General features: G+C 72.7%; 21 protein-coding genes. 14 read left to right on the top strand and 7 right to left on the bottom strand.

What is annotated here, in order from left to right; all coding sequences use genetic code 11:
- Positions 1-73: 73 nt before the first annotated feature.
- On the bottom strand, positions 74-547 hold the full coding sequence (locus tag ACVW19_RS27350) for an indole-3-glycerol phosphate synthase (RefSeq protein WP_457462595.1): 474 nt from the start codon (positions 545-547) through the stop codon (positions 74-76).
- A gap of 240 nt (positions 548-787) precedes the next feature.
- Complete coding sequence (locus ACVW19_RS27345) at positions 788-1612, bottom strand: pyrimidine reductase family protein (protein ID WP_457462593.1); 825 nt, start codon at positions 1610-1612, stop codon at positions 788-790.
- Positions 1613-1649: 37 nt separating this feature from the next.
- On the opposite strand from ACVW19_RS27345, the gene zapE reads away from it, so the two are divergent.
- The 3 genes from zapE to ACVW19_RS27330 all read left to right on the top strand — a co-directional run bounded on the left by zapE (position 1650) and on the right by ACVW19_RS27330 (position 5287).
- The gene (gene zapE, locus ACVW19_RS27340; RefSeq protein ID WP_457462591.1) at positions 1650-2753 is read left to right on the top strand and encodes a cell division protein ZapE; all 1104 of its coding nucleotides are present in this window, start codon (positions 1650-1652) and stop codon (positions 2751-2753) included.
- A gap of 120 nt (positions 2754-2873) precedes the next feature.
- Complete coding sequence (locus tag ACVW19_RS27335) at positions 2874-3740, top strand: slipin family protein (RefSeq protein WP_457462590.1); 867 nt, start codon at positions 2874-2876, stop codon at positions 3738-3740.
- A gap of 92 nt (positions 3741-3832) precedes the next feature.
- A complete protein-coding gene (locus ACVW19_RS27330; protein ID WP_457462589.1) occupies positions 3833-5287 on the top strand; it encodes a PhoX family protein in 1455 nt (484 codons plus the stop codon).
- Positions 5288-5342: 55 nt separating this feature from the next.
- Here ACVW19_RS27330 and ACVW19_RS27325 read toward each other — a convergent pair whose 3' ends face one another.
- Both ACVW19_RS27325 and ACVW19_RS27320 read right to left on the bottom strand, forming a co-directional pair.
- Entirely contained in the window at positions 5343-5828 is a 486-nt protein-coding gene (locus ACVW19_RS27325; protein WP_457462587.1) for an SRPBCC family protein, read from the bottom strand.
- Complete coding sequence (locus tag ACVW19_RS27320) at positions 5825-6196, bottom strand: ArsR/SmtB family transcription factor (protein WP_457462586.1); 372 nt, start codon at positions 6194-6196, stop codon at positions 5825-5827. Before ACVW19_RS27320 ends, ACVW19_RS27325 begins: the two co-directional genes overlap by 4 nt.
- A 144-nt stretch (positions 6197-6340) precedes the next feature.
- On the opposite strand from ACVW19_RS27320, the gene ACVW19_RS27315 reads away from it, so the two are divergent.
- The 7 genes from ACVW19_RS27315 to ACVW19_RS27285 all read left to right on the top strand — a co-directional run bounded on the left by ACVW19_RS27315 (position 6341) and on the right by ACVW19_RS27285 (position 13009).
- Positions 6341-7216, top strand: coding sequence for a polysaccharide deacetylase family protein (locus ACVW19_RS27315; RefSeq protein WP_457462584.1), 876 nt, complete (start codon positions 6341-6343; stop codon positions 7214-7216).
- A 9-nt stretch (positions 7217-7225) separates the two neighbouring features.
- Entirely contained in the window at positions 7226-7411 is a 186-nt protein-coding gene (locus tag ACVW19_RS27310; RefSeq protein WP_457462583.1) for a hypothetical protein, read from the top strand.
- Between the two features lie 37 nt (positions 7412-7448).
- Positions 7449-8165, top strand: coding sequence for an aminoacyl-tRNA hydrolase (locus tag ACVW19_RS27305; RefSeq protein ID WP_457462581.1), 717 nt, complete (start codon positions 7449-7451; stop codon positions 8163-8165).
- 75 nt (positions 8166-8240) lie between these two features.
- Positions 8241-8783: a hypothetical protein gene (locus ACVW19_RS27300; RefSeq protein WP_457462580.1), complete on the top strand. Its 543-nt coding sequence runs from the start codon at positions 8241-8243 to the stop codon at positions 8781-8783.
- Positions 8784-8996: 213 nt separating this feature from the next.
- Positions 8997-10307: a DUF692 domain-containing protein gene (locus tag ACVW19_RS27295; RefSeq protein WP_457462578.1), complete on the top strand. Its 1311-nt coding sequence runs from the start codon at positions 8997-8999 to the stop codon at positions 10305-10307.
- Positions 10308-10437: 130 nt separating this feature from the next.
- Positions 10438-11259, top strand: a complete 822-nt coding sequence (locus ACVW19_RS27290; RefSeq protein ID WP_457462576.1) for a TIGR04222 domain-containing membrane protein — start codon at positions 10438-10440, stop codon at positions 11257-11259.
- A gap of 88 nt (positions 11260-11347) precedes the next feature.
- Positions 11348-13009, top strand: a complete 1662-nt coding sequence (locus ACVW19_RS27285; RefSeq protein WP_457462574.1) for an alpha/beta hydrolase — start codon at positions 11348-11350, stop codon at positions 13007-13009.
- Here ACVW19_RS27285 and hemQ read toward each other — a convergent pair whose 3' ends face one another.
- Together hemQ and hemG are read right to left on the bottom strand one after the other, a co-directional pair.
- On the bottom strand, positions 13010-13741 hold the full coding sequence (gene hemQ / locus ACVW19_RS27280; RefSeq protein ID WP_457462572.1) for a hydrogen peroxide-dependent heme synthase: 732 nt from the start codon (positions 13739-13741) through the stop codon (positions 13010-13012).
- 5 nt (positions 13742-13746) lie between these two features.
- Positions 13747-15207 carry a protoporphyrinogen oxidase gene (hemG, locus tag ACVW19_RS27275; RefSeq protein WP_457462570.1) on the bottom strand — a complete coding sequence of 487 codons (1461 nt, stop codon included), beginning with the start codon at positions 15205-15207 and terminating at the stop codon, positions 13747-13749.
- A 157-nt stretch (positions 15208-15364) separates the two neighbouring features.
- Here hemG and ACVW19_RS27270 point away from each other — a divergent pair, with 157 nt between their 5' ends.
- Both ACVW19_RS27270 and ACVW19_RS27265 read left to right on the top strand, forming a co-directional pair.
- On the top strand, positions 15365-16381 hold the full coding sequence (locus tag ACVW19_RS27270; RefSeq protein WP_457462568.1) for a DUF4349 domain-containing protein: 1017 nt from the start codon (positions 15365-15367) through the stop codon (positions 16379-16381).
- A gap of 39 nt (positions 16382-16420) precedes the next feature.
- A complete protein-coding gene (locus ACVW19_RS27265; protein ID WP_457462566.1) occupies positions 16421-17908 on the top strand; it encodes an FAD-dependent oxidoreductase in 1488 nt (495 codons plus the stop codon).
- On the opposite strand, the gene ACVW19_RS27260 is transcribed toward ACVW19_RS27265, so the two are convergent.
- A complete protein-coding gene (locus ACVW19_RS27260; RefSeq protein ID WP_457462564.1) occupies positions 17892-18299 on the bottom strand; it encodes a hypothetical protein in 408 nt (135 codons plus the stop codon). The two genes, ACVW19_RS27265 and ACVW19_RS27260, sit on opposite strands and share 17 nt — an antisense overlap.
- A 137-nt stretch (positions 18300-18436) precedes the next feature.
- Here ACVW19_RS27260 and ACVW19_RS27255 point away from each other — a divergent pair, with 137 nt between their 5' ends.
- Together ACVW19_RS27255 and ACVW19_RS27250 are read left to right on the top strand one after the other, a co-directional pair.
- Complete coding sequence (locus ACVW19_RS27255) at positions 18437-19261, top strand: rhomboid family intramembrane serine protease (RefSeq protein ID WP_457462562.1); 825 nt, start codon at positions 18437-18439, stop codon at positions 19259-19261.
- A 93-nt stretch (positions 19262-19354) separates the two neighbouring features.
- A protein-coding gene (locus ACVW19_RS27250) for an IS5 family transposase (RefSeq protein WP_457456963.1) occupies positions 19355-20154 on the top strand; the annotation gives its coding sequence in 2 pieces (ribosomal slippage) (positions 19355-19690 and positions 19693-20154; 798 coding nt in all).
- Positions 20155-20460: the final 306 nt, after the last annotated feature.

Raw genomic sequence — 20460 nt, 5'->3', positions numbered from 1 at the left:
TGCGGGCCGTACGGGTGGTGCGACGAGTGGGACGACGGTCCCCGCGCCCTCGTGCGAAAGGCGCCGCCCCAGCCTATGCCTTGCTGTGCGAGAACAGTTTCAGCACCGGCACGCCCACCTTGTGCCGGGCCCGGGAGGCCCAGTCCCGGTGGAAGAACTCCTCCACGTAGTGCGGGTCGGTGAGCACGATCACCTCGTCCGCCCCGGCCTCCTGGACCATCGTTCTCAGCGCGTCCAGGGGGTGGTCCTCGATCAGCCGGCCGTCGGCCCCGTGCCCGGCGGCGCGCAGGGCCTGCAGGGACACCTCGAGCGCCCGCTCCCCCATCGTCCTGGCATCCTCGCCCTCAGGCGTCTCCGCCTCCCGGACGGCGTCGTCGAGCTCGCCGAGGGCCACGTCGTCGATGGCCCTCAGCAGCCGGTCCGCCTGTTCGCCGCGCGGCTGGAGCAGCACCTGGAAGGCGACCTCCTCGTCGCCGTGCAAGGTGGTGACGAACTCCACGTCGGCGGACGTCAGGGCCTTCTCGATCATCAGTACGCTTGTGAACACCAGGCGCCCCTTCTCCTCGGAGGGCCGTGGGCCCTCTCTCCCCGTGGGCCGAGCCAGGCCCTGCGGAATCCGTCCTGCCCGTGCCCGTACGGGCACCACCGGGTTCAGTGTGCCCGTCGCGACATCAAGCGGAACGGAACATTCCGCCGATTACCGGACCAGCGGTAACCATTGAACGCGCATCCGGGTGCTCCTGGACTCTCCCGGACACCGTCGGAGGGTTCGGGTCCGCCCGTCCGGTCAGGACCGCGCGTACCGCGTGAAAAGAAAACCGTCCTCCTCCAACATCGATTTCAGCGTGAAACGACTCGGAAGTGTCACAGACGGTCCACCGGCGATACGCTGAGCGTCACCCGCGACGAGCATCGGGGCCACGGTCAGACAGAGCTCGTCCAGCACTCCGGCCGCCACCAGCTGCCCCAGCAACCGCGGCCCGCCCTCGGTCAGCAGCCGGGTGTGGCCCAGTTCCGCGAGGGTCCGCACCACGCGAGCCGGATCCACTCCGGTGCCGTCCCCCGCGATCACCACACGGGTCCCGGAGGCCGCCTCGGCGGCGGCGATCCGGTCGGGGGACGCGGCGGCACCGGTCAGGATCAGGGTGTCCACCAGCGGGGTGGTGAACAGCGGCAGGGAGAGGTCCAGGTCCAGGCCGGCCGAGACCACGGCGATCACCGGCGCGGGGCCCTGTCCGGCCGCCTCGCGCGCCGCCGCGAACTCCGCACGGGCGCGGGCCGGGCGGTAGCCTTCCTGCCGAACCGTTTCCGCGCCGACGAGCACGACGTCCGCGAGGGCCCGCAGCGTGCCGAAGACGCGCATGTCGGCCGGGCTGGAGATGGGCTGCGAGCGGCCCTCGTGCTGGGCGGCTCCGTCGAGCGTGGACACCATGTTGGCCCGCAGCCACGGCTGCCGGTCCCCACCGGGCTCCGGCTCCGGGTAGGCGTACGCGGCGGCCAGTTCGGCCAGGCTCCACTCCCGGCCCTCCGTGCCCTCTCCCGCGCGGGAGACACCGGTCGTCTCCCCGGCGGGAGCTGCTGTTTCGTCGATCACAGGGAAGAGGCGTCGCATGCCGTGCAGTGTTCCACGCCCCGTAGTATGAGTAAGCGTGTCGTCCTCCTCCCCCGCCTCCCGGCTCGCTCCCCCGGCCGATGCGGCCCCGCTGTCCCTGTGCGCCCGTGAGCCGCACGTCCCCGCGGACCGGCTCGTCGCCGAGATGGTGCCCCCGCCCCGGTTCGACGCGGTCCGTTTCGACACCTACATACCCGACCCGAACCAGCCCAGCCAGACCGAGGCCGTGCGCGTCCTCGAAGGCTTCGCGACGGGTCTCGGCGGAGCGCCGGGCGGCAATTCCGGCAGGCGCCGGCTGTTCGGCTTCGGGAAGCCGGCGAAGCCCGTCCCGGCCGGCCCGCGCGGTGTCTACCTCGACGGCGGCTACGGCGTCGGCAAGACCCACCTGCTGGCCTCCCTGTGGCACGCCACCCCGGCCGAGCCCGCGCTCAAGGCGTTCGGCACCTTCGTGGAGCTGACCAACCTGGTCGGCGCCCTCGGCTTCCAGCAGACGGTACGGACGCTCTCCGGGCACCGGCTGCTGTGCATCGACGAGTTCGAACTGGACGACCCCGGCGACACCGTGCTCGTCTCCACCCTGCTCGGCAAGCTGGTCGAGGCGGGGGTCGCGCTCGCCGCCACCTCCAACACGCTGCCCGGCAAGCTCGGCGAGGGCCGGTTCGCCGCGGCCGACTTCCTGCGCGAGATCCAGGGCCTGTCGGCCCACTTCCGCGCCCTGCGCATCGACGGCGAGGACTACCGCCACCGCGGTCTGCCCCAGGCACCGCCGCCGTACACCGACGAACTGGTGACCAAGACGGCGTACGCCACCGAGGGCGCCTCGCTGGACGGCTTCGCGGATCTGCTGGAGCACCTCGCGAAGGTGCACCCCAGCCGCTACGGCGCCCTCACCGACGGGCTCACCGCCGTGTGCCTCACCGCCGTGCGGCCGGTACCGGACCAGTCGACGGCCCTGCGGCTGGTCGTCCTCGCCGACCGGCTCTACGACCGCGAGGTGCCCGTACTCGCCTCGGGACTGCCCTTCGACCAGCTGTTCAGCGAGGAGATGCTGAAGGGCGGCTACCGCAAGAAGTACTTCCGGGCGATCTCCCGGCTCACCGCGCTGGCCCGGGACGCCGGTCGGCTCGCCGGGACGCCGTAGCCCCGGGGCCCGGTGCCCCGAGCCCTCGACCTCGGGCCATGGCCGCGGACCGGATACCGGGCATATCGTGGCAGAAGCGAGCACAAAAGCGGGAAGCAGGCCTCTGAACGGGAGGTCGTCATGGTCGAGGAGCTGATCACCGCGGTCGTCGCCACCGGCGCCGCGGGCGTCGTCTATCTCACCGCGGCGGCGCGGGTCGTCAAGCAGTACGAGCGCGGTGTGGTCTTCAGGCTCGGCCGGCTGCGCGGCGTGGAGCGCCAGCCCGGGTTCACGATGATCCTTCCCGGGGTGGACCGGCTGCACAAGGTCAATCTGCAGATCGTCACGATGCCGATCCCCGCACAGGAGGGCATCACCCGGGACAACGTCACCGTACGGGTGGACGCGGTCGTCTACTTCAAGGTCGTCAACGCCTCCGCCGCGCTCATCAACGTGGAGGACTACCGGTTCGCGGTCTCCCAGATGGCGCAGACCTCACTGCGCTCGATCATCGGCAAGAGCGACCTCGACGACCTGCTGTCCAACCGGGAGAAGCTCAACGAGGGCCTGGAGCTGATGATCGACAGCCCGGCGGTCGGCTGGGGCGTGCAGATCGACCGGGTCGAGATCAAGGACGTCTCGCTGCCCGAGACGATGAAGCGGTCCATGGCCCGGCAGGCGGAGGCCGACCGTGAGCGGCGGGCCCGGGTCATCAACGCCGACGCCGAACTCCAGGCGTCGAAGAAACTGGCCGAGGCCGCCCAGCAGATGGCGGACACCCCCTCCGCGCTGCAGCTGCGGCTGCTGCAGACCATCGTGGCGGTGTCCGCCGAGAAGAACTCCACGCTGGTGCTGCCCTTCCCGGTGGAGCTGCTGCGCTTCCTGGAACGGTCCGCCCAGCAGCCGGCGCCGACGGAGCGCGCCCTGGAGGAACCGGGGCCGCCCCCCGCCGCACCGGGGCCACCCCACGAACCGGGGCCGCCGCCCGACCGGTTCCCGGACCCGTGACACGTGCGCCACGCGTGGTTCCCGTGACTCACGGCAGGTGATAGACACGGCGGGTCACAGTTCCTGTCCGCCAGCAGGAAGGTTCCCCCACCATGACCGAATCAGGGACTCCCGGGGCCCCCGGGATCACGGAGTCCACCGGGTCCGTGGAGTCCACCGGATCCGCCACCGGCTCCTCCTCCACGACACGACGTCAACTGCTCGCCCGTTCCGGCGCCCTGGGAATCGGCATCGCGTTCTCCGGCTCCCTCTCCGAGCTGTTCACCCCCACTGCCGCCGCCGCGCAGAACCTCGGCCACCACGGCTACGGCCCCCTCGTCCCCGACCCCGACGGGCTGCTCGACCTGCCGAAGGGTTTCCGCTACCGGGTGCTCTCCCGCGAGGGCGACGAACTGCGCTCCGGCGAGGGCCCCGTCCCCTCCAACCATGACGGCATGGCCGCCTTAGCGGGCCGACACGGCCGCGTCCATCTCGTCCGCAACCACGAGAACCGCGCCAACGGCAGGGTCCCGGTCCCGGTGATCGACGGGCTGACGTACGACCCGCAGGGCAAGGGCGGCTGTACGTCGCTGACCCTGGACTCCCGCGACCGGGTGCTGTCGGAACGGGTCGCGATCGCCGGCACCGCCGTCAACTGCGCCGGCGGGCCGACACCTTGGGGCACCTGGCTGACCTGCGAGGAGACCGAGGACAAGGCGGGCACCAACGGCTACACCAAGGATCACGGCTTCGTCTTCGAGGTCGACGGGGCCGACCCGCGCCGCACGGGTGCCGTGCCGCTCACCGCGATGGGCCGCTTCCAGCACGAGGCGGTCGCGGTCGACCCGAAGCGGGGCGTCGTCTACGAGACGGAGGACGCGTTCGAACGGCCCTTCGGGCTCTTCTACCGCTTCCTGCCGGACAAGCCGCTCGGCGGCACCGGTTCGCTGCGCGCGGGCGGCCGGCTCCAGGCGATGCGGGTGCCCGGGGTGCCCGACCTGTCCTCGGTCCGGGAGACGGGCGCGCGCTTCGACCGCATCGAGTGGGTGGACGTACCGGATCCGCAGGCCGCCGAAACCCCCATCCGTTTCCAGGACTTCGGCTCCGGGGGCATCACGCACGCACAGAAGCTGGAGGGCTGCTACTGGGGCGGCCGGTCGGTGTACTTCGTGTCCTCCTTCGCCCGCAGCGCCGAGGGTTCGGCCGGTGACCACTACGGGCAGATCTGGCGCTACGACCCGGACCGGCGGCGGCTGACGCTGGTGATCGTCTTCGGGCCGGACACCGACGTACAACTGCCCGGCGAGTCGCCGGACAACATCTGCCTCGCCCCCAGCGGCGGCCTGATGGTCTGCGAGGACGGCGGCGGCGCGCAGCACGTCTACGGCGTCACCCGGCGCGGCGAGGTGTACGCGATGGCGCGCAACCGGCAGAACGTCGGAACGCCCGAGAAACCGGAGTGGGGCGAGTTCGCCGGGGTCACCTTCTCCCCCGACGGCCGGACGATGTACGTCAACTGCTATTCCCCCGGAACGACGTTCGCAGTCACCGGCCCCTGGCGGCGGTGACGCACGCGGGGGCGGCCGGGGAGAGCCCCGGCCGCCCCCGCGGTCCGTACGCGGGTCAGGCCGCCAGCAGGTCGTCCATCTGGCCGATCGACTGCTTCAGCCCCTCGACCATGCCCATCTCCGCGAGCTGGTCCATCTGCTCACGGCTGTCGAAGACCGAGCGCAGTTCCATCCGGGTACCGCCCTCGCGCTCGCTGAGCGTCATCCGTACCGTCGTGGTCGGCATCTCGGGGTTCGGCTTGCCGTCCTGGTCGGAGAAGCCGTCGGTGAACTCCAGGGCGGTGGGCGGGGTGACAGAGGTGATCCGCCACCAGCCGCCGAACTTCTCGCCCTCCGGGCCGGTCATGAAGTACTTGACCTCCCCGCCGAGGCTCAGGTCGTGCTCCTCCACGGTCGCCGGGTAGGTCGGCGGCCCCCACCAGCGTTCCAGCTGCCGCGGGTCCGCCCACAGCTGCCACACCTTCTCGACCGGTGCGGTGAAGTCCGCGATCACGGTGAGGGTCAGGTTGTCGAGATCCTTGTCCACGCTCGTGACGGTCATGTGTCCTGTCCTTTCGTCGAGTCCTCGTCGGGCCCGGCGTCGTCCGCGAGCAGACCGGACATCCGGTCCACGCGCGCCCGCCAGGCCGCCTCCAGTTCGTCGAGGGCCTGCCGCGCCCGGCCCACCGCGTCCGGATCGGTACGCACGAGTTGCTCCCGCCCGCGCCGCTGCTTGGTGACCAGCCCGGCGCGCTCCAGCACCGTGACGTGTTTCTGCACCGCGGCGAAGCTCATCGGGTACGCCTCGGCCAGACGCGACACGGACAGCTCGCCCCGCACACAACGACGGAGTATGTCGCGACGCGTCGCGTCGGCCAGGGCCTGGAACAGCCGGTCCACGGCCTCGTCACTCAACTTATCTACAACCATTTGATTGTACGTTAACCCCCCACACCCCGCCCCGCAACCGGAAACCGCGTACGGACCGAGCCGGGAACCGCCACCCGGGTGACACGGCGCCACGTCAGCCCGTAAAGCAGAGGAAAGCTCGTACATCACTCATACCTTCATACGGTGATCACACTTGTACGCCGGGCGCGCCGAGCCCGCCGAGCGGCAGCCGTATGCGTCGCCCTGGGCGCCGTCCTCACCGCCTGCGGCACCTCCCACCCCTCACGGCTGCCGCGCCCCGCGCCCTCCGCCACACCCGTGGCACCGTCCTCGCGGCCGCCCACCCTGGCTCCGGGGCCGGCGGGTCTGATCCCGGTCTTCGAGCACGGCCCGCGCACCGACGGGAAGACCGTCGCCCTCACCTTCGACGCCGACATGACCGCCGACCAGGGCCCGCGGGCCGCGGCGGGCGAGCACTTCGACCACCCGCAGCTGATCGCCACGCTGCGCACGCTGCAGGTGCCGGCCACCGTGTTCATGACGGGACGCTGGGCCGAGGAGTACCCGGACCAGGCCCGCTCCATCGGCCGGGACCCGCTCTTCGAGGTCGCCAACCACTCCTACAGCCACTACGCGTTCACAGACGACTGCTACGGCCTGCCGACCGTCTCCGCGGACCGGATGCGCGCGGACGTGGAGCGGGCGTACGCGGCCTTCCGCGAGGTGGGGGTGCCGGACCCGATGCCGTACTTCCGCTTCCCCGGCGGGTGCTACGACCGTGCGGCGCTCAGGGCACTCACCCCGGCCGGTGTCACCGCCGTGCAGTGGGACGTGGTCGGCGGCGACGCCTTCGCCACGGACGCCGACGCGGTGGCCCGGCAGGTGCTGGACGGGGTGCGCCCGGGTTCCGTCGTCGTGCTGCACTGCACCCGCAGCGCGGCCCCGGCAACCGAGCGGGCCCTGCGGACGATCGTCCCGGAGCTGCGCGAGCAGGGCTACCACTTCGTGAAGGTCTCCGACCTGATCGCGACGTCGAACGGACGAAACCGACCGTCCTAGGGTGGGGGTATGAGCATCGGCGACAACGACTACTGCCTGATCGAAGCGTCCAGGCCGCCCAAGGCCGACGGGCCCCCGTACGCGGAGTGCGTGCTGTGCCGGGAGCCGACCGAGTACCCGGAGTCGTACAAGGGCATGACGCTGTGTCCCGTATGCGAGTGGCGGGAGGCCGAGCGCACGTCCTGCTCGGGGTGACGGTCGCCGGTGCCCGGCGGCTTGGCAGACTGGACCGGTGAACAACGACCGGACGCTCGCCGCCGACAGCCCCTTCCGCCATGAGTCCAGCGCCCGCGACGCGGCACCCCAGTTCGTGCTGCCCCTGGTGGCGCGCATCGAGCGAGCCGCGCCCCCGGCCCGTACGGACGCACTGGAGACGGCGGCCCGCGCGGTGCTGACGATGCTGGCCGACGAGCGGTCGACGGGCGAGGGCGAGTGGGCGCAGGCGATCCGCGACTGGCAGGACGCCCGCATCCGCAAGGTGGTGCGCCGGGCCCGCGGTGCGGAGTGGCGCCGCGCGGAGGCGCTTGACGGCATCACGGTCACCGGCACGTCGGCGGAGGTCCGCGTCTTCCCGCCGGTCCCGCTGGACGGCTGGCCCAAGGACCTGGCCCGCCTCCAGGTCTCCGGAACCGACCTGGAGGACCAGGAGCCCGTGCCCCCGGCGGATCCCGCCGTCCCCGTCCTCTGGCTCAACCCCGACCTCGACATGTCGGCCGGCAAGGCCATGGCCCAGGCGGGCCACGCCGCCCAGCTGGCCTGGTGGGAGCTGACCGACGAGGACCGCACCGCCTGGCACGACGCCGGCTTCCCCCTCTCCGTCCGCCCCGCCGCCCCCTCCCACTGGCCGGCCCTGATCACCAGCGGCCTCCCCCTGGTCCGCGACGCGGGCTTCACCGAGATCGCCCCCGGCTCCAGCACCGTGGTGGCGGACCACCCGTCCCTGCGCTGACGTCCCTGCCCGGTGTGGCGGGAGCGGCGCCGCCCCCGGACCTTCCGGAGAACCGGCCACTGCCATGATTCGGCCATGGCCGGTACCACCTCACCCGTTTACCAGGCGCACTACGGCTGGGACCTCAGGACCACGGGAGTCGTGGCCGTCTGCGCCGCCTTCACCGCGGTCCTGCTTTTCTCGGACGTGCCGCTGTACGCGCGCGTACTCGGTCTGCCGCTCTTCGGCGCGGGCGGGCTGCTCATGGCGTACACGGCGCTCAGCGGCAAGGTCGCGTTCCGGGTGGACGAGACGGGTGTGCTGCTCGGCGGGAGCCCCGCCCGGTACCGGGCCACCACCGCCCGTGTGCCCTGGAGCGACATCACCGGTGTGGTGCTCTGGCGGCAGGCCGCGGGCCGCTCCTCCGTGCCCTGGGTGGGGGTCGTCCGGCGGGAGGGCGCTCCGGTCCTGTCCGGTGACGGACCGAAGGCCCGTACCGTCCTGGAGCACCTCGTGCCGGTGCCGGTCCCGGTCGCGACGGCCTCCCGGTCAGTGACCGGGTGGCGCCTCGACCGGGACCGGCTGATCGCCGCCGTCGCCCATTTCGCGCCCGGCATTCCCGTGAGCGACCACCGCTAGTACGCCCACGTCCGGCCGGACCTGACTGACGGGTCCCCACCGCGCGTCCTCACCGGCCCCCGCCCGGCAGTTTCCTCCCGAAAGCTCAAATGTTCCTCTGAAGGTGGCCGCGACGCGGTTCGGGCGCGGGCTTCGGGGCCATACCCCCTTCATGTCCGACCGGGAGTCAGGCGGGAGCCGACGGGGTGGCCGGTGGAGGAGGGGGACAGCGACATGGTGCGACTGGGGACGGGGATCGGGTGGCGGCCGGAGATCGCCGAGGCCGTGGAGGGGATGGCGGGGATCGACTGGGTCGAGGTGGTGGCCGAGAACGTGTGTCCCGGGCATCTCCCCGAGTCGCTGCTGCGGCTGCGCGAGCGCGGGGTGACCGTCGTGCCGCACGGGGTCGGGCTCGGGCTCGGCGGGGCGGAGCGGCCGGACGCGGGGCGGCTGGCGGCGCTCGCCGAGCGGGCCACGGCACTGGGGGCGCCGCTGGTCACCGAACACATCGCGTTCGTCCGGGCGGGTGGGCCGCTCAGCGCCTCCCGGCGGCTCGAGGCGGGGCACCTGCTGCCGGTGCCGCGGACCCGGGACGCGCTCGACGTGCTGTGCGAGAACGTCCGGATCGCCCAGGACGCGCTGCCCGTGCCGCTCGCCGTGGAGAACATCGCGGCGCTGTTCTCGTGGCCCGGTGAGGAGATGACCGAGGGCCAGTTCCTGTACGAGCTGGCCGACCGCACCGGGGTGCGGCTGCTCGTCGACGTGGCCAATCTGCACACCAACCACGTCAACCGCGGCGAGGACCCCGCGCGGGCGCTCGCCGAACTGCCCCTGGAGGCCGTCGCGTACGTCCATGTCGCGGGCGGCGTCGAGCGGGACGGGGTCTGGCACGACAGCCACGCCCATCCCGTGCCCCGGCCGGTGCTGGACATCCTCACCGATCTCGCCTCCCGCGTGTCCCCGCCGGGGGTGCTGCTGGAGCGGGACGAGAACTTCCCGGAACCGGCCGAGTTGCGGGACGAGTTGGGCGCCGTCCGGGCGGCGGTGGCGAAGGGCGCGGCGGAGGCGCGGGCGGCGGCTGCTCCCGCCGCCCGCGCCGCTCACGCCGAGCCGGAGGAGGGGTGTCCCGAACCCGCGCGGCAGCGCCTCGCGCTCGCGCAGACCTCGGTGTTGTCCGCGCTGGTCGCCGGGACGCCCGTGCCCGAGGGGTTCGACCGGGGACGGATGGCGGTGCAGGCACGGGCGCTGGCCGCGAAACGGGCGGACGTCGTCGCCAAGGTGGCGCCCGAGTTGCCGGTGCTGCTCGGCGAGGGGTACCGGGCCGCCTTCCTCTCGTATGCGCAGAGCCGGCCGATGACCGGGGGGTACCGGCGGGACGCGCTGGACTTCGTGGAGCAACTGCTGCTCGCCGGGCGGCCGGAGGACGGGCGGACGCGGCGGGAGCTGCGGGAGTGGTGGCTGGAGCGGTCGGGGCCGAAGCCGCGGTCGCACCGGCCGGCGGTGCGACTGGCCCGGGCCACCCGGCGGGTGCTGCTGCGGCGTTGAGCCGCCGTGGCCCCGAAATCCTCCCGGAACCAGACGGGAAGCCGAGCGGAACATCACATCACCACAACACTCCGTCCGGATGGTGGAAAGGGCATGGTGTTTCCGCGTCCGTGTCCCTTACAAACAATCCATGTTCTGGGTTCTCCTCCTGCTGTTGGCCTGGGCCGTCGCCGGTGTGGCGTGCGCCCGGCTGTGCCTGGCCGCCGTCCGCGCGGCGGCCGTCGGTACCACCGGTGCGGCCACCGACGACGGGCATGAACTGACGTTGTACGAGGCGGCGTTCCTGTGCGGCGGGCCCCGGCGGGTCGTTGATGTCACCCTGGTCTCCATGGCGCGCCGGCGCCGACTGCTGCTGGCCCGCACCGGCTGGGCGACCGTGGTCGACCCGCGGGGGCGGGACGCCATGGAGCGGTCGGTGATAGGGGCCATCGGTCCGGAGGGGCAGGCCCTCATCGCGCCCGTACGGGCCGCAGCGGCGACCGCGGACCCCGTGCGCGGCCTGGCCGACCGGCTGGTCCGTGCGGGACTGGCCGTGCCTGACGACGGCACCGGCACGACGATCCTCGACGGGGTGCGTCAGGTGCGGTTCGCCGCGCTGGCCGTGGTCGGGCTGGGGGCCGCCGCCCTGCTGCTGCCGGCCTCGTCGGAACTGCCGCACCATCTGGTCGCCCTGTGGTTCGCGCTGCCGCTGACCCTGACCCTGAGCTGCCTGGTCATAGCACGGATCGAGGTCCACCCGTACGCGCGCCGGGCCTCTCCCGCCGGTCAACGGCTGCTGGGCGCCCTGCCCCGCGGTACCCACGGCGCCGGTGACGACCGTACGTATCTCACCTCCGTCGCCGTACGCGGCGTCCGCGCGGTCGGTGAACCGGATCTGCGTGCGGCCTTCGCACACCGCGAGCACCCGCACCCGCGGCAGGGCCAGGGCCCCGGAGGCACACGGGGGCATTGACTCCGACACCGGCGAACGGTGCTTGCCTTCCCCAACCACCGAACGAAACATCCCTTTTGTCGCCGCCGTGCACCGAAGGGAACACGCGATGAGAACTGCCGTCGTCCACGCGGCCGCCGGGTCCTTGCTGTTCACCACCCTGGCCGTCGCGCCGACCGGCAGCGCCACCGCCGCCCCGGGTCCCGCCGCCCCGGCCGCTGTCGCGGCCCCGGACGCCCCCGGCGCGGCCGAGCTGCGCGGCACCGCGGTGGCCGCCGCGCGCGCCGCGGCCGAGGGCGTCGAGTTCGGCGCCTGCCCGGACGCGCAGGACCTGCCCGGCACCATCGAGTGCGGCACGGTCACCGTCCCGCTCGACTACGCCCGTCCGCACGGCAGGCAGATCGAACTCGCCGTCAGCCGCGTCCGGGCCACCGGGAAGGACCCGGACAACGGAAAGCGCAAGGTGCCCCGGCAGGGCGCCCTGGTCCACAACCCGGGCGGGCCGGGCGCCGACGGCACGTACTTCCCGCTCATCGGCCTGCTCCCCGAGTGGAAGCGGATCGCGGGGGCCTACGACCTCGTCGGCTACGCCCCGCGCGGGGTGGGCCGGTCCGCGCCGCTGTCCTGCGAGGACCCGGAGAAGTCAGTCCAGGGCCCCACACAGGCGCCGGCGCACCCCTCGGAGTCGTACAAGCGCAAGCGCATCGCACAGGCCAAGGCGTACGCGCGCGGCTGCGCGGAGCGGGTCGGCGGCGCGCTCCGGCACTACCACTCCCTGAACAACGCGCGCGATCTGGACGTGCTGCGCGCCGCGCTGAAGGAGCCCCGGCTGACGTTCATGGGGGCGTCGTACGGGACCTACTTCGGGGCGCTGTACGCCACGATGTTCCCCTCGCACGTCCGGCGGATGGTGTTCGACTCGGCGGTGCACCCGGCCCCGGAGCGGATCTGGTACCGCAACAACCTCGACCAGTCGGCGGCGTTCGAGGACCGCTGGGCGGACTTCCGGACGTGGGCGGCCCGGCACCACCACGTGTACGGGCTCGGCGACACGCCCGCGAAGGTGCACCGCAGCTACGAGGAGGTGAACGCGCGGCTCGCGCGGGAACCGGCGGGCGGAAAGGTGGGGCCGGGGCAGTTGCAGGCGGCGTTCCTGCAGACCGGGTACTACGACGACCACTGGCCGCATCGCGCGCACGCCCTGTCGGCCTATCTGAAGGGCGATCCGGGGCCGCTGGTCGAGCAGGCGGAGCCGCAGCCCGAGGCGGCGGTGGAGACGGAGAACGCGCGCTCGGTCTATGTCGCCGTGGAGTGCAACGACGCACCCTGGCCGACGGACTGGGCGGTGTGGGACCGGGACAACACCCGGCTCGCCCGCCGGGCCCCGTTCGAGACCTGGGCCAATGTGTGGACGAATCTGCCGTGCGCCTTCTGGCCGGCGCCCCGGCAGCGGCCGCTGGACGTCCGGGCCGGCGCGGGTGAGCTGCCGCCGACGCTGATCCTGGCGGCCGAGCGGGACGCGGCGACCCCGTACGACGGGGCGCTGGAGCTGCACCGGCGGCTCGCGGGTTCGGCGCTGGTGACCGAGCGGGACACCGGTACCCATGGTGTCGCGGGCGGCCCCAACGCCTGTGTGAACGGCCACCTGGAGGCGTACCTGCTGACCGGCCGGGTCCCGGGGCGGCGCGCGTCCTGCGCGCCGCGCCCGGAACCGGAGTCGCGGGCGGAGCCTGAGCCGCGGGCGAAGCCGGAGCCCCGGCCCGCCGCCTGATCAGGCGAGGCCGGCGACCAGTTCGGCGATGTCCTTGCGGCGGCCCGTGTAGAACGGGACCTCCTCACGGACGTGCATCCGGGCCTCGGAGCCGCGCAGGTGCCGCATGAGGTCGACGATGCGGTACAGCTCGTCGGCCTCGAAGGCGAGGACCCACTCGTAGTCGCCGAGGGAGAACGAGGGGACCGTGTTGGCGCGCACGTCGGGGAAGCCGCGGGCCATCTTGCCGTGGTCGGCGAGCATACGGCGGCGGTCCTCGTCGGGCAGCAGGTACCAGTCGTAGGAGCGCACGAAGGGGTACACGCTCACGTACGCGCGGGGCTCCTCGTCGGCGAGGAACGCCGGGATGTGCGAGCGGTTGAACTCGGCGGGGCGGTGCAGTGCCATGTTCGACCACACCGGCTCGAGGGCCCGGCCCAGCTTGGTGCGGCGGAACAGGTTGTACGCCTCCTGGAGCTGGTCGCTGCTCTCGGAGTGCCACCAGATCATGAGATCGGCGTCGGCACGCAGACCGGAGACGTCGTACGTCCCGCGGACGACGACGTCCTTGGCGGCGAGCTGGTCGAACAGCTCCTGGACCTCGTCGGCGTACCCGGCGCGGTCCTCGGGCAGCACGTCCTTCAGCTTGAAGACGGACCAGAGGGTGTAGCGGATGACCTCGTTGAGGTCCTTGGCCAGCTTGCCCTTGTTCGGGATCCGTGCGGGGTCGGGGGTGGTGGTGGCGTCGCTCATGTCCCTTATTCTCCTGCTCCGCCGTGGCGGCTCTGCATCGGGTCGGCGGTGGCCTGCCGCACGGCGTGCGGGAGGTCACCGTGGATCTGGTCGACGGCGGCGTACGCGCTCGCGATGCACGCGGGGATGCCGACGCCGTCGTAGGCCGCGCCGCACACGGCCAGCCCGGGAAGGGCGGCGAGGTGCTCGCGGACGCGCGCCACGCGCGCGTGGTGGCCGACGGGGTACTGGGGCAGTCCGTCGTGCCAGCGGGTGACGCGGGTGGCCACGGGGGTGGCGTCCAGGCCGGTGGCGGCCTTCAGGTCGTGTCGGGAGACCTCGACGAGGTCGGCGTCGTCGCGGCGGAGGATCTCCGTCTCGCCGTGTCGGCCGACGGAGGTGCGCAGGACGGTGAGGCCGGGGTCCTCCTCGGCGATCCAGCCCCATTTGTGCGAGGCGAACGTGGACGCCTTGATGGTGCGGCCGTCGACCGGTGGCACCAGGAATCCGCTGCCTGCGGGAAGGCCGGTCTCCGCGCGGCGGTATGCGAGCGTGATGAGCGCCATGGAGGCGTATTCGACGCCGGTGAGCTCGGCGGAGGCCCCCGGGGCCTCGGCACGCAGCAGGCGCGCGGCGTCCGGGGCGGGCACGGCGACGACGACCGCGTCGGCGTGCAGTTCCCGCTCCCCGGCGACGACCCGCCAGCCGCCGGCCGGCTCCCGGCGCAGTTCGGTGACCGGGGTGCCGGTGTGGATCTCCCCGCCGCGTGCCCGCACCGACTCGGCGACGGCGAGCGGGAGGGTGCCCACTCCGCCCTCGATGCCCATGAACACCGGGCCGGTCTGCTGCGCGGCGGCGGCCCGGGCCTGGATCTCCCGTACCCCTTCGGTCAGGGAGGCGTGGGCGCGCGCGGCCTCGAACAGCTGGGGGACCGCCGCGCGCATCGAGATGCGGTACGCGTCGCCCGCGTACACCCCGCCCAGCAGGGGCTCGACCAGTCGGTCGACGACCTCGCGGCCCAGCCGGGCCGCCACGTACTCCCCGACGGCGATGTCGTCGCCGACCTCGGTACGGGGCAGTTCGGCATCGCGCTCGATCCGGGCGAGGCCCTCGTCGGAGAGCACACCGGCCAGGGCGGCGGCCGTGCCGGGGACGCCCATGACATGGCCCTTGGGCATGGGGCGCAGGGCGCCGCGGGTCCACAACGAGGCCGTCGCGGTGGCCGGGGGCCGGAGCCGGTCGGTGAGGCCCACCTCGCGTGCGAGGGTCACCGCCTCCGGGCGGCGGGCCAGCATCGACTCGGCGCCGAGGTCCACCCGCGCGCCCGCGATCTCACCGGGCAGCAGCTTGCCGCCGACCCGGTCCGAGGCCTCCAGTACGGTCACCCGCGCCCCGCGTCCGAGCAGCCGGTGCGCGGCGGCCAGGCCGGCGATGCCGGCTCCCACGACGACGACCTGCTGTTCCGCGCCCGCACGTGATCCGCTCATGGCTCCACCCTCTCAGACTCGGCCCGCGTTCCCGCCAGGGCCATCCGGCCCTCTCGTGTCCCTACCGTGACCGCTTCGGGACCGTTTCGCGCCAACGTTCGGCCCGCCCCCGGCGTCGAAGGAACGTCAGTGGTCACGACCCCTGGGGGGAACCCGCATGCGCATACGACGATCCGCACGACCCGCACGCCCCGGACGAGCCGGCCGGCCGGTCCACGCGATGGCCGGTCTGCTGCTGGCCGCCGCTCTCGTCCTGACCGGATGCGGTGGCTCGGACTCCGACTCCGGCGGGGCCTCGGCCGCCGACCAGAAGGCCGCCGCCCCGCAGGCGGACGCCCAGGCGGGCACGGAGGAAGCGGCGGGAGCGGCGGCGAAGGACGGGGCGCCCGGCGGCTCGTCGGCGGACGGCTCGCGGGCCACCGCGCCGCCCTCGAACAGGGGCGTCACGGCCCACATCATCCGCACCGCCTCGCTGACCGTGCAGGTCGAGGACGCGCCGAAGGCCCTGGACGAGGCCCGCACGGCCACCGAGAACGCGGGCGGCTACATCGGCGACGAGACCACCCGCCGGGACGGGAAGGGCCACGAGCGCACGCGCGTGGTGCTGCGCGTACCCGTGGAGAAGTACGACGCGGTGCTCACGGAGCTCGAGGGCGCCGGAAAGCTCGTCGAACGCCGCGCGAAGGCGGAGGACGTCACCGACCAGGTCGTCGACGTGGAGAGCCGGATCAAGACGCAGCGCGCCAGCGTGGCCCGGATCCGCGAACTGATGGACCGGGCCACCCGGCTCAGTGACGTGGTCACCCTGGAGGGCGAACTCAGCACCCGCCAGGCCGACCTGGAGGCGCTGCTCGCCCGGCAGGAGTCCCTGAAGGACCGCACCAGCCTCGCCACCATCACCCTGACCCTGTCCGAGAAGCCGGTGGAACGGCCCGCGAAGGACGACGACCCCGGGTTCCTGGACGCGCTCGCCGGCGGCTGGGAGGCGTTCGTGACGATGCTGCGCTGGATCGCGGTGGCGCTGGGTGCGGTGCTGCCGTTCGCGGCGGTGGCGGCGCTGCTCGCCCTCCTGTGGCTGAAGGCCGTACGCCCCAGGCTGCCCCGCCGCACGCGGCCCGCGCCGATGTCCGCGCCCGCGTCGGCGCCGACTCGGGCGCCGGAGGAGACGCCGTAGGGCCGGATCCGAAGTGCGCGGCCCCCGTAGCGTGTTCGTATGAGCACGAGCGAGCACACGAGCCGGAGCACGGGTGAGAAGAGTACGGACACGCGCACGTCAGCGGCCCCGGGCGCGCGGGAGCGCCTGGTGGTGATCGGCGGGGACGCCGCGGGGATGGCCGCGGCGTCCCAGGCGCGCCGGCTGAAGGGGCCGGACGAGCTGGAGATCGTGGCGTTCGAGCGCGGTCGTTTCACCTCGTTCTCGGCCTGCGGCATCCCCTACTGGGTGGGCGGTGACATCACCGACCGGGACACCCTGATCGCCCGTACGCCCGAGGAGCACCGCGCGCGGGACATCGACCTGCGGCTGCGCACCGAGGTCACGGAGATCGACCCGGACCGGGGGCGGGTACGCGCGCGGGACGTCGAGTCCGGGGCCGAGTCCTGGACGTCGTACGACAAGCTCGTGATCGCGACCGGCGCGCGGCCGATCCGTCCGGAACTGCCCGGCATGGACGCCCCCGGGGTGCACGGCGTGCAGACCCTGGACGACGGCCAGGCGCTGCTGGACACGCTGGCCCGTACCGACGGCCGCCGCGCGGTGGTCGTCGGCGCGGGGTACATCGGCGTGGAGATGGCCGAGGCGATGATCAACCGCGGCTACGAGGTGACGGTCGTCAACCGGGGCCGGGAACCCATGGCGACCCTGGACCCCGACATGGGGCTCCTGGTGCACAAGGCGATGGAGGGCCTGGGCATCACCATGGTGAACGACGCCGAGGTCACCGGGCTGCTCACCGGGGACGACGGCAGGGTGCGGGCCGTGGCCACCGCGGACGCCCGGTACCCGGCGGACGTGGTGGTGCTCGGTATCGGGGTGCGGCCCGAGACCGGCCTGGCGCGGGCGGCGGGGCTGCCCCTGGGGGAACACGGCGGGCTGCTCACCGACCGGTCGATGCGGGTGCGCGGGCACGAGAACGTCTGGGCGGGCGGTGACTGCGTGGAGGTGCTCGACCTGATCTCCGGACAGGAGCGGCACATCCCGCTGGGCACACACGCCAACAAGCACGGCCAGATCATCGGCTCGAACGTCGGCGGCGACTACGCCACCTTCCCGGGCGTGGTCGGTACGGCGGTCAGCAAGGTCTGCGACCTGGAGATCGCGCGCACGGGTCTGCGGGAGAAGGACGCCCACCGCGCGGGGCTGCGGTTCGAGACGGTCACCATCGAGTCGACCAGCCGCGCCGGCTACTACCCGAACGCCTCCCCCATGACGGTGAAGATGCTCGCCGAGCTGCGCACGGGCCGCCTCCTCGGTGTCCAGATCGTCGGCCGGGAGGGAGCGGGCAAGCGCGTCGACATCGCGGCGGTCGCCCTCACCGCCGGGATGACGGTGGAGCAGATGACGATGCTGGACCTGGGCTACGCACCGCCCTTCTCCCCCACCTGGGACCCGGTGCTGGTGGCGGCCCGCAAGGCGACGGCGAGAATCCGCGCCACGGCGGGAGGCCCGACGCGCCCTGCCGGTGCTACGCGGTCCCGTTGATCCGTTCGATCGCCTGCCGCGCCTGTTCGGCCGGAGGCCGCGCCTGGTCGGTGGCGGGCCGGGGCGGCAGGGACGACACGGAGGCGCTGGAACCGCCTGAGACGCTCGCGGCGGCGGAGGTTCCGGACGTGCCGACGGCGCCGGACGTACCGGAGGTCACGGCCGGCGGCTGCTCCCCGGCCGGCCGTGCGTGCGCCGCGGCGGGCCGCGTGGAGCGCAGGCGGTGGCTCACCGCCTCGTCCAGCGTCACCGGCCGCTGCTTCTGGGCGGCGAGCCGTCCCGCCTCCTGGCCGAGCCGGGCGACGTCCTCCCAGGGAAGCCGCACCACGAGAGTGAGTTCCGCCTCGCCGTCGGGCAGCGCCTGCATCGCAGCGGTCCCTCGGTCGTTCATCACTTGTGTTTTCCTCACGTCGGCCCCGCGGCCCCTTCCCCGCGCCGCGGGCGGTTGGGAAGGGATACGCACGGCCGGACGGCGGCGTTCAGCACGGCCGCTGATTCCACCGGTGGCCGGGCGGGCACACGTGGGATGTGGTCATCCCGGTCCATGACGTGAATCCGGCGCGGCGCACCCCCTGGGTGACGTACGCGCTGCTCGCCGCGGACTTCGTCGCCTTCCTGTTCCTCACACCCGGTGTCGCCGGTTCGCTGACGGGCAGCGGGGGCAGCCTGGCGGAGTTCTGTCATCTGCAGGCGTTCCTGGACCAGTACGCGGCCGTGCCGCGGGAGCTGATCCACCACCAGCTGCCGCGCCTGGTGCCCACCGGCGGCACGGGGGTGGGCCCGCAGGGACCGGGCTGTCTGGTGGGGCCGCCCGGCTACGACAAGTCGCCCGAGCTGAGCGTGCTGACGGCGATGTTCCTGCACGGCGGCTGGCTGCACCTGCTGGGCAACATGCTCTTCCTGTGGATCTTCGGCAACAACATCGAGGACCGCATGGGGCATCTGCGGTACCTGCTGTTCTACCTGGTCTGCGGCTACGCGGCCGCATACGGATTCGCCCTCACGAACCCGAACGCCACCACTCCCCTGATCGGCGCCTCGGGAGCCATCGCCGGCGTCCTCGGCGCCTACCTGGTCCTCTACCCGAAGGCACGGGTCTGGGTCCTCGTCCCCTTCCTGATCTTCCTGCCCCTGCGCCTGCCCGCCTGGACCGTGCTGGGCCTGTGGTTCCTGCTGCAGGCGGTGTACTCCTCCGGCGCGGGCGTCTCCGGCGCCGGAACGGTGGCCTACGCGGCCCACGTGGTCGGCTTCGTCGTCGGCATGCTGATCGCCTGGCCCCTCAAACCGGGCACTCCCCCACCACCCGAACCGGGCGGCATCCTCTTCGGACGGCAGACGCGAGGGGACTGGTAGGGCCGCACGCCCGGGGACGGGCAACACAAGGAAACCCGGAACCGCTTTAGAGGTCATCTCATTTGGCTCGGTAGGCTGTCGGCCGTGGCAGGGATCGTTGAGCGGCTGGTGCCGGATGAGTTGTGGGAGCTGTTCCAGCGCGTGGTGCCGGAGGCACCGACGCGGCCCCAGGGCGGCGGTCGGCGCCGGCACGGCGACCGCGAGGTGCTGGCCGCGATCGTGTTCGTCGCGACCTCCGGCTGCACGTGGCAGCAGCTGCCGGCAGAGTCGTTCGGGCCGTCCGGCGCCACGGCGCACCGCCGGTTCACCGAGTGGACCAAGGCCCGGGTCTGGGCCAAACTGCACCGCCTGGTCCTGGACGAACTCGGAGCCCGCGGCGAGCTGGACTGGTCACGGTGCGCGATCGACTCGGTGAACATGCGGGCCCTGAAAAGGGGGAGCTGACGGGTCCGAATCCTGTCGATCGGGGCAAGTACGGGTCGAAGATCCATCTGATCACGGAGCGGACCGGTCTGCCCATCTCCGTGGGGATCTCCGGCGCCAACGTCCACGACAGCCAGGCCCTGATCCCGCTGGTGCAGGGCATCCCGCCGATCCGCTCCCGGCGGGGACCCCGTCGGCGCAAGCCGGGAAAGCTGCACGCCGACAAGGGATACGACTACCGCCACCTGCGGCGATGGCTCCGCGGACGCGGCATCACCCATCGCATCGCCCGGAAAGGCATCGAGACCTCGCAGCGGCTGGGACGGCACCGCTGGACCATCGAACGCACCATGGCCTGGCTGGCCGGCTGCCGCCGTCTGCACCGCCGGTACGAGCGTAAGGCCGAGCACTTCCTGGCCTTCACCAGCATCGCCTGCACCCTGATCTGCTACCGCCGACTCGCCAATTGAGATGACTTCTTACATAAGATACGTTTGCATTCCCGGGTCGGCCGACGATTGTTGAATGATTCAACCACCTGCCTGTTTTGCCAGATCTTTGAGCCTCTGGCAGGACTCACGCTGACCCATTGCCGACTTTCCTGACGCCCCGTCAGGCGGGAAGCGCCCCGCAGGGATCACTCCGAGCCCAGCCATCACGGCTCGGAGTGGAGGCCCCCAGGGGCTCACAGCCGAGTCCGACAGGGCCCCCGAACACCCCCCGTCGAAGGTGCCGCATCACGAGGCGGCGCGGAACATAGCCGGAGTTCCCCGGTC

Source organism: Streptomyces sp. TE5632 (genome assembly GCF_054061295.1).
The sequence above is the reverse complement of the archived record's forward strand: the minus strand, read 5'-3'. Positions and strand labels throughout refer to the sequence as shown.

Coding starts and splice junctions, on each gene's coding strand:
- ACVW19_RS27265 (WP_457462566.1), top strand. CDS start 16,421: ATGAGCACGAGCGAGCACACGAGCCGGAGCACGGGTGAGAAGAGTACG.
- ACVW19_RS27330 (WP_457462589.1), top strand. CDS start 3,833: ATGACCGAATCAGGGACTCCCGGGGCCCCCGGGATCACGGAGTCCACC.
- ACVW19_RS27285 (WP_457462574.1), top strand. CDS start 11,348: ATGAGAACTGCCGTCGTCCACGCGGCCGCCGGGTCCTTGCTGTTCACC.
- ACVW19_RS27270 (WP_457462568.1), top strand. CDS start 15,365: ATGCGCATACGACGATCCGCACGACCCGCACGCCCCGGACGAGCCGGC.
- ACVW19_RS27295 (WP_457462578.1), top strand. CDS start 8,997: ATGGTGCGACTGGGGACGGGGATCGGGTGGCGGCCGGAGATCGCCGAG.
- ACVW19_RS27300 (WP_457462580.1), top strand. CDS start 8,241: ATGGCCGGTACCACCTCACCCGTTTACCAGGCGCACTACGGCTGGGAC.
- ACVW19_RS27325 (WP_457462587.1), bottom strand. CDS start 5,828: ATGACCGTCACGAGCGTGGACAAGGATCTCGACAACCTGACCCTCACC.
- ACVW19_RS27335 (WP_457462590.1), top strand. CDS start 2,874: ATGGTCGAGGAGCTGATCACCGCGGTCGTCGCCACCGGCGCCGCGGGC.
- hemQ (WP_457462572.1), bottom strand. CDS start 13,741: ATGAGCGACGCCACCACCACCCCCGACCCCGCACGGATCCCGAACAAG.
- ACVW19_RS27345 (WP_457462593.1), bottom strand. CDS start 1,612: ATGCGACGCCTCTTCCCTGTGATCGACGAAACAGCAGCTCCCGCCGGG.
- ACVW19_RS27290 (WP_457462576.1), top strand. CDS start 10,438: ATGTTCTGGGTTCTCCTCCTGCTGTTGGCCTGGGCCGTCGCCGGTGTG.
- hemG (WP_457462570.1), bottom strand. CDS start 15,207: ATGAGCGGATCACGTGCGGGCGCGGAACAGCAGGTCGTCGTCGTGGGA.
- ACVW19_RS27320 (WP_457462586.1), bottom strand. CDS start 6,196: ATGGTTGTAGATAAGTTGAGTGACGAGGCCGTGGACCGGCTGTTCCAG.
- ACVW19_RS27260 (WP_457462564.1), bottom strand. CDS start 18,299: ATGAACGACCGAGGGACCGCTGCGATGCAGGCGCTGCCCGACGGCGAG.
- ACVW19_RS27310 (WP_457462583.1), top strand. CDS start 7,226: ATGAGCATCGGCGACAACGACTACTGCCTGATCGAAGCGTCCAGGCCG.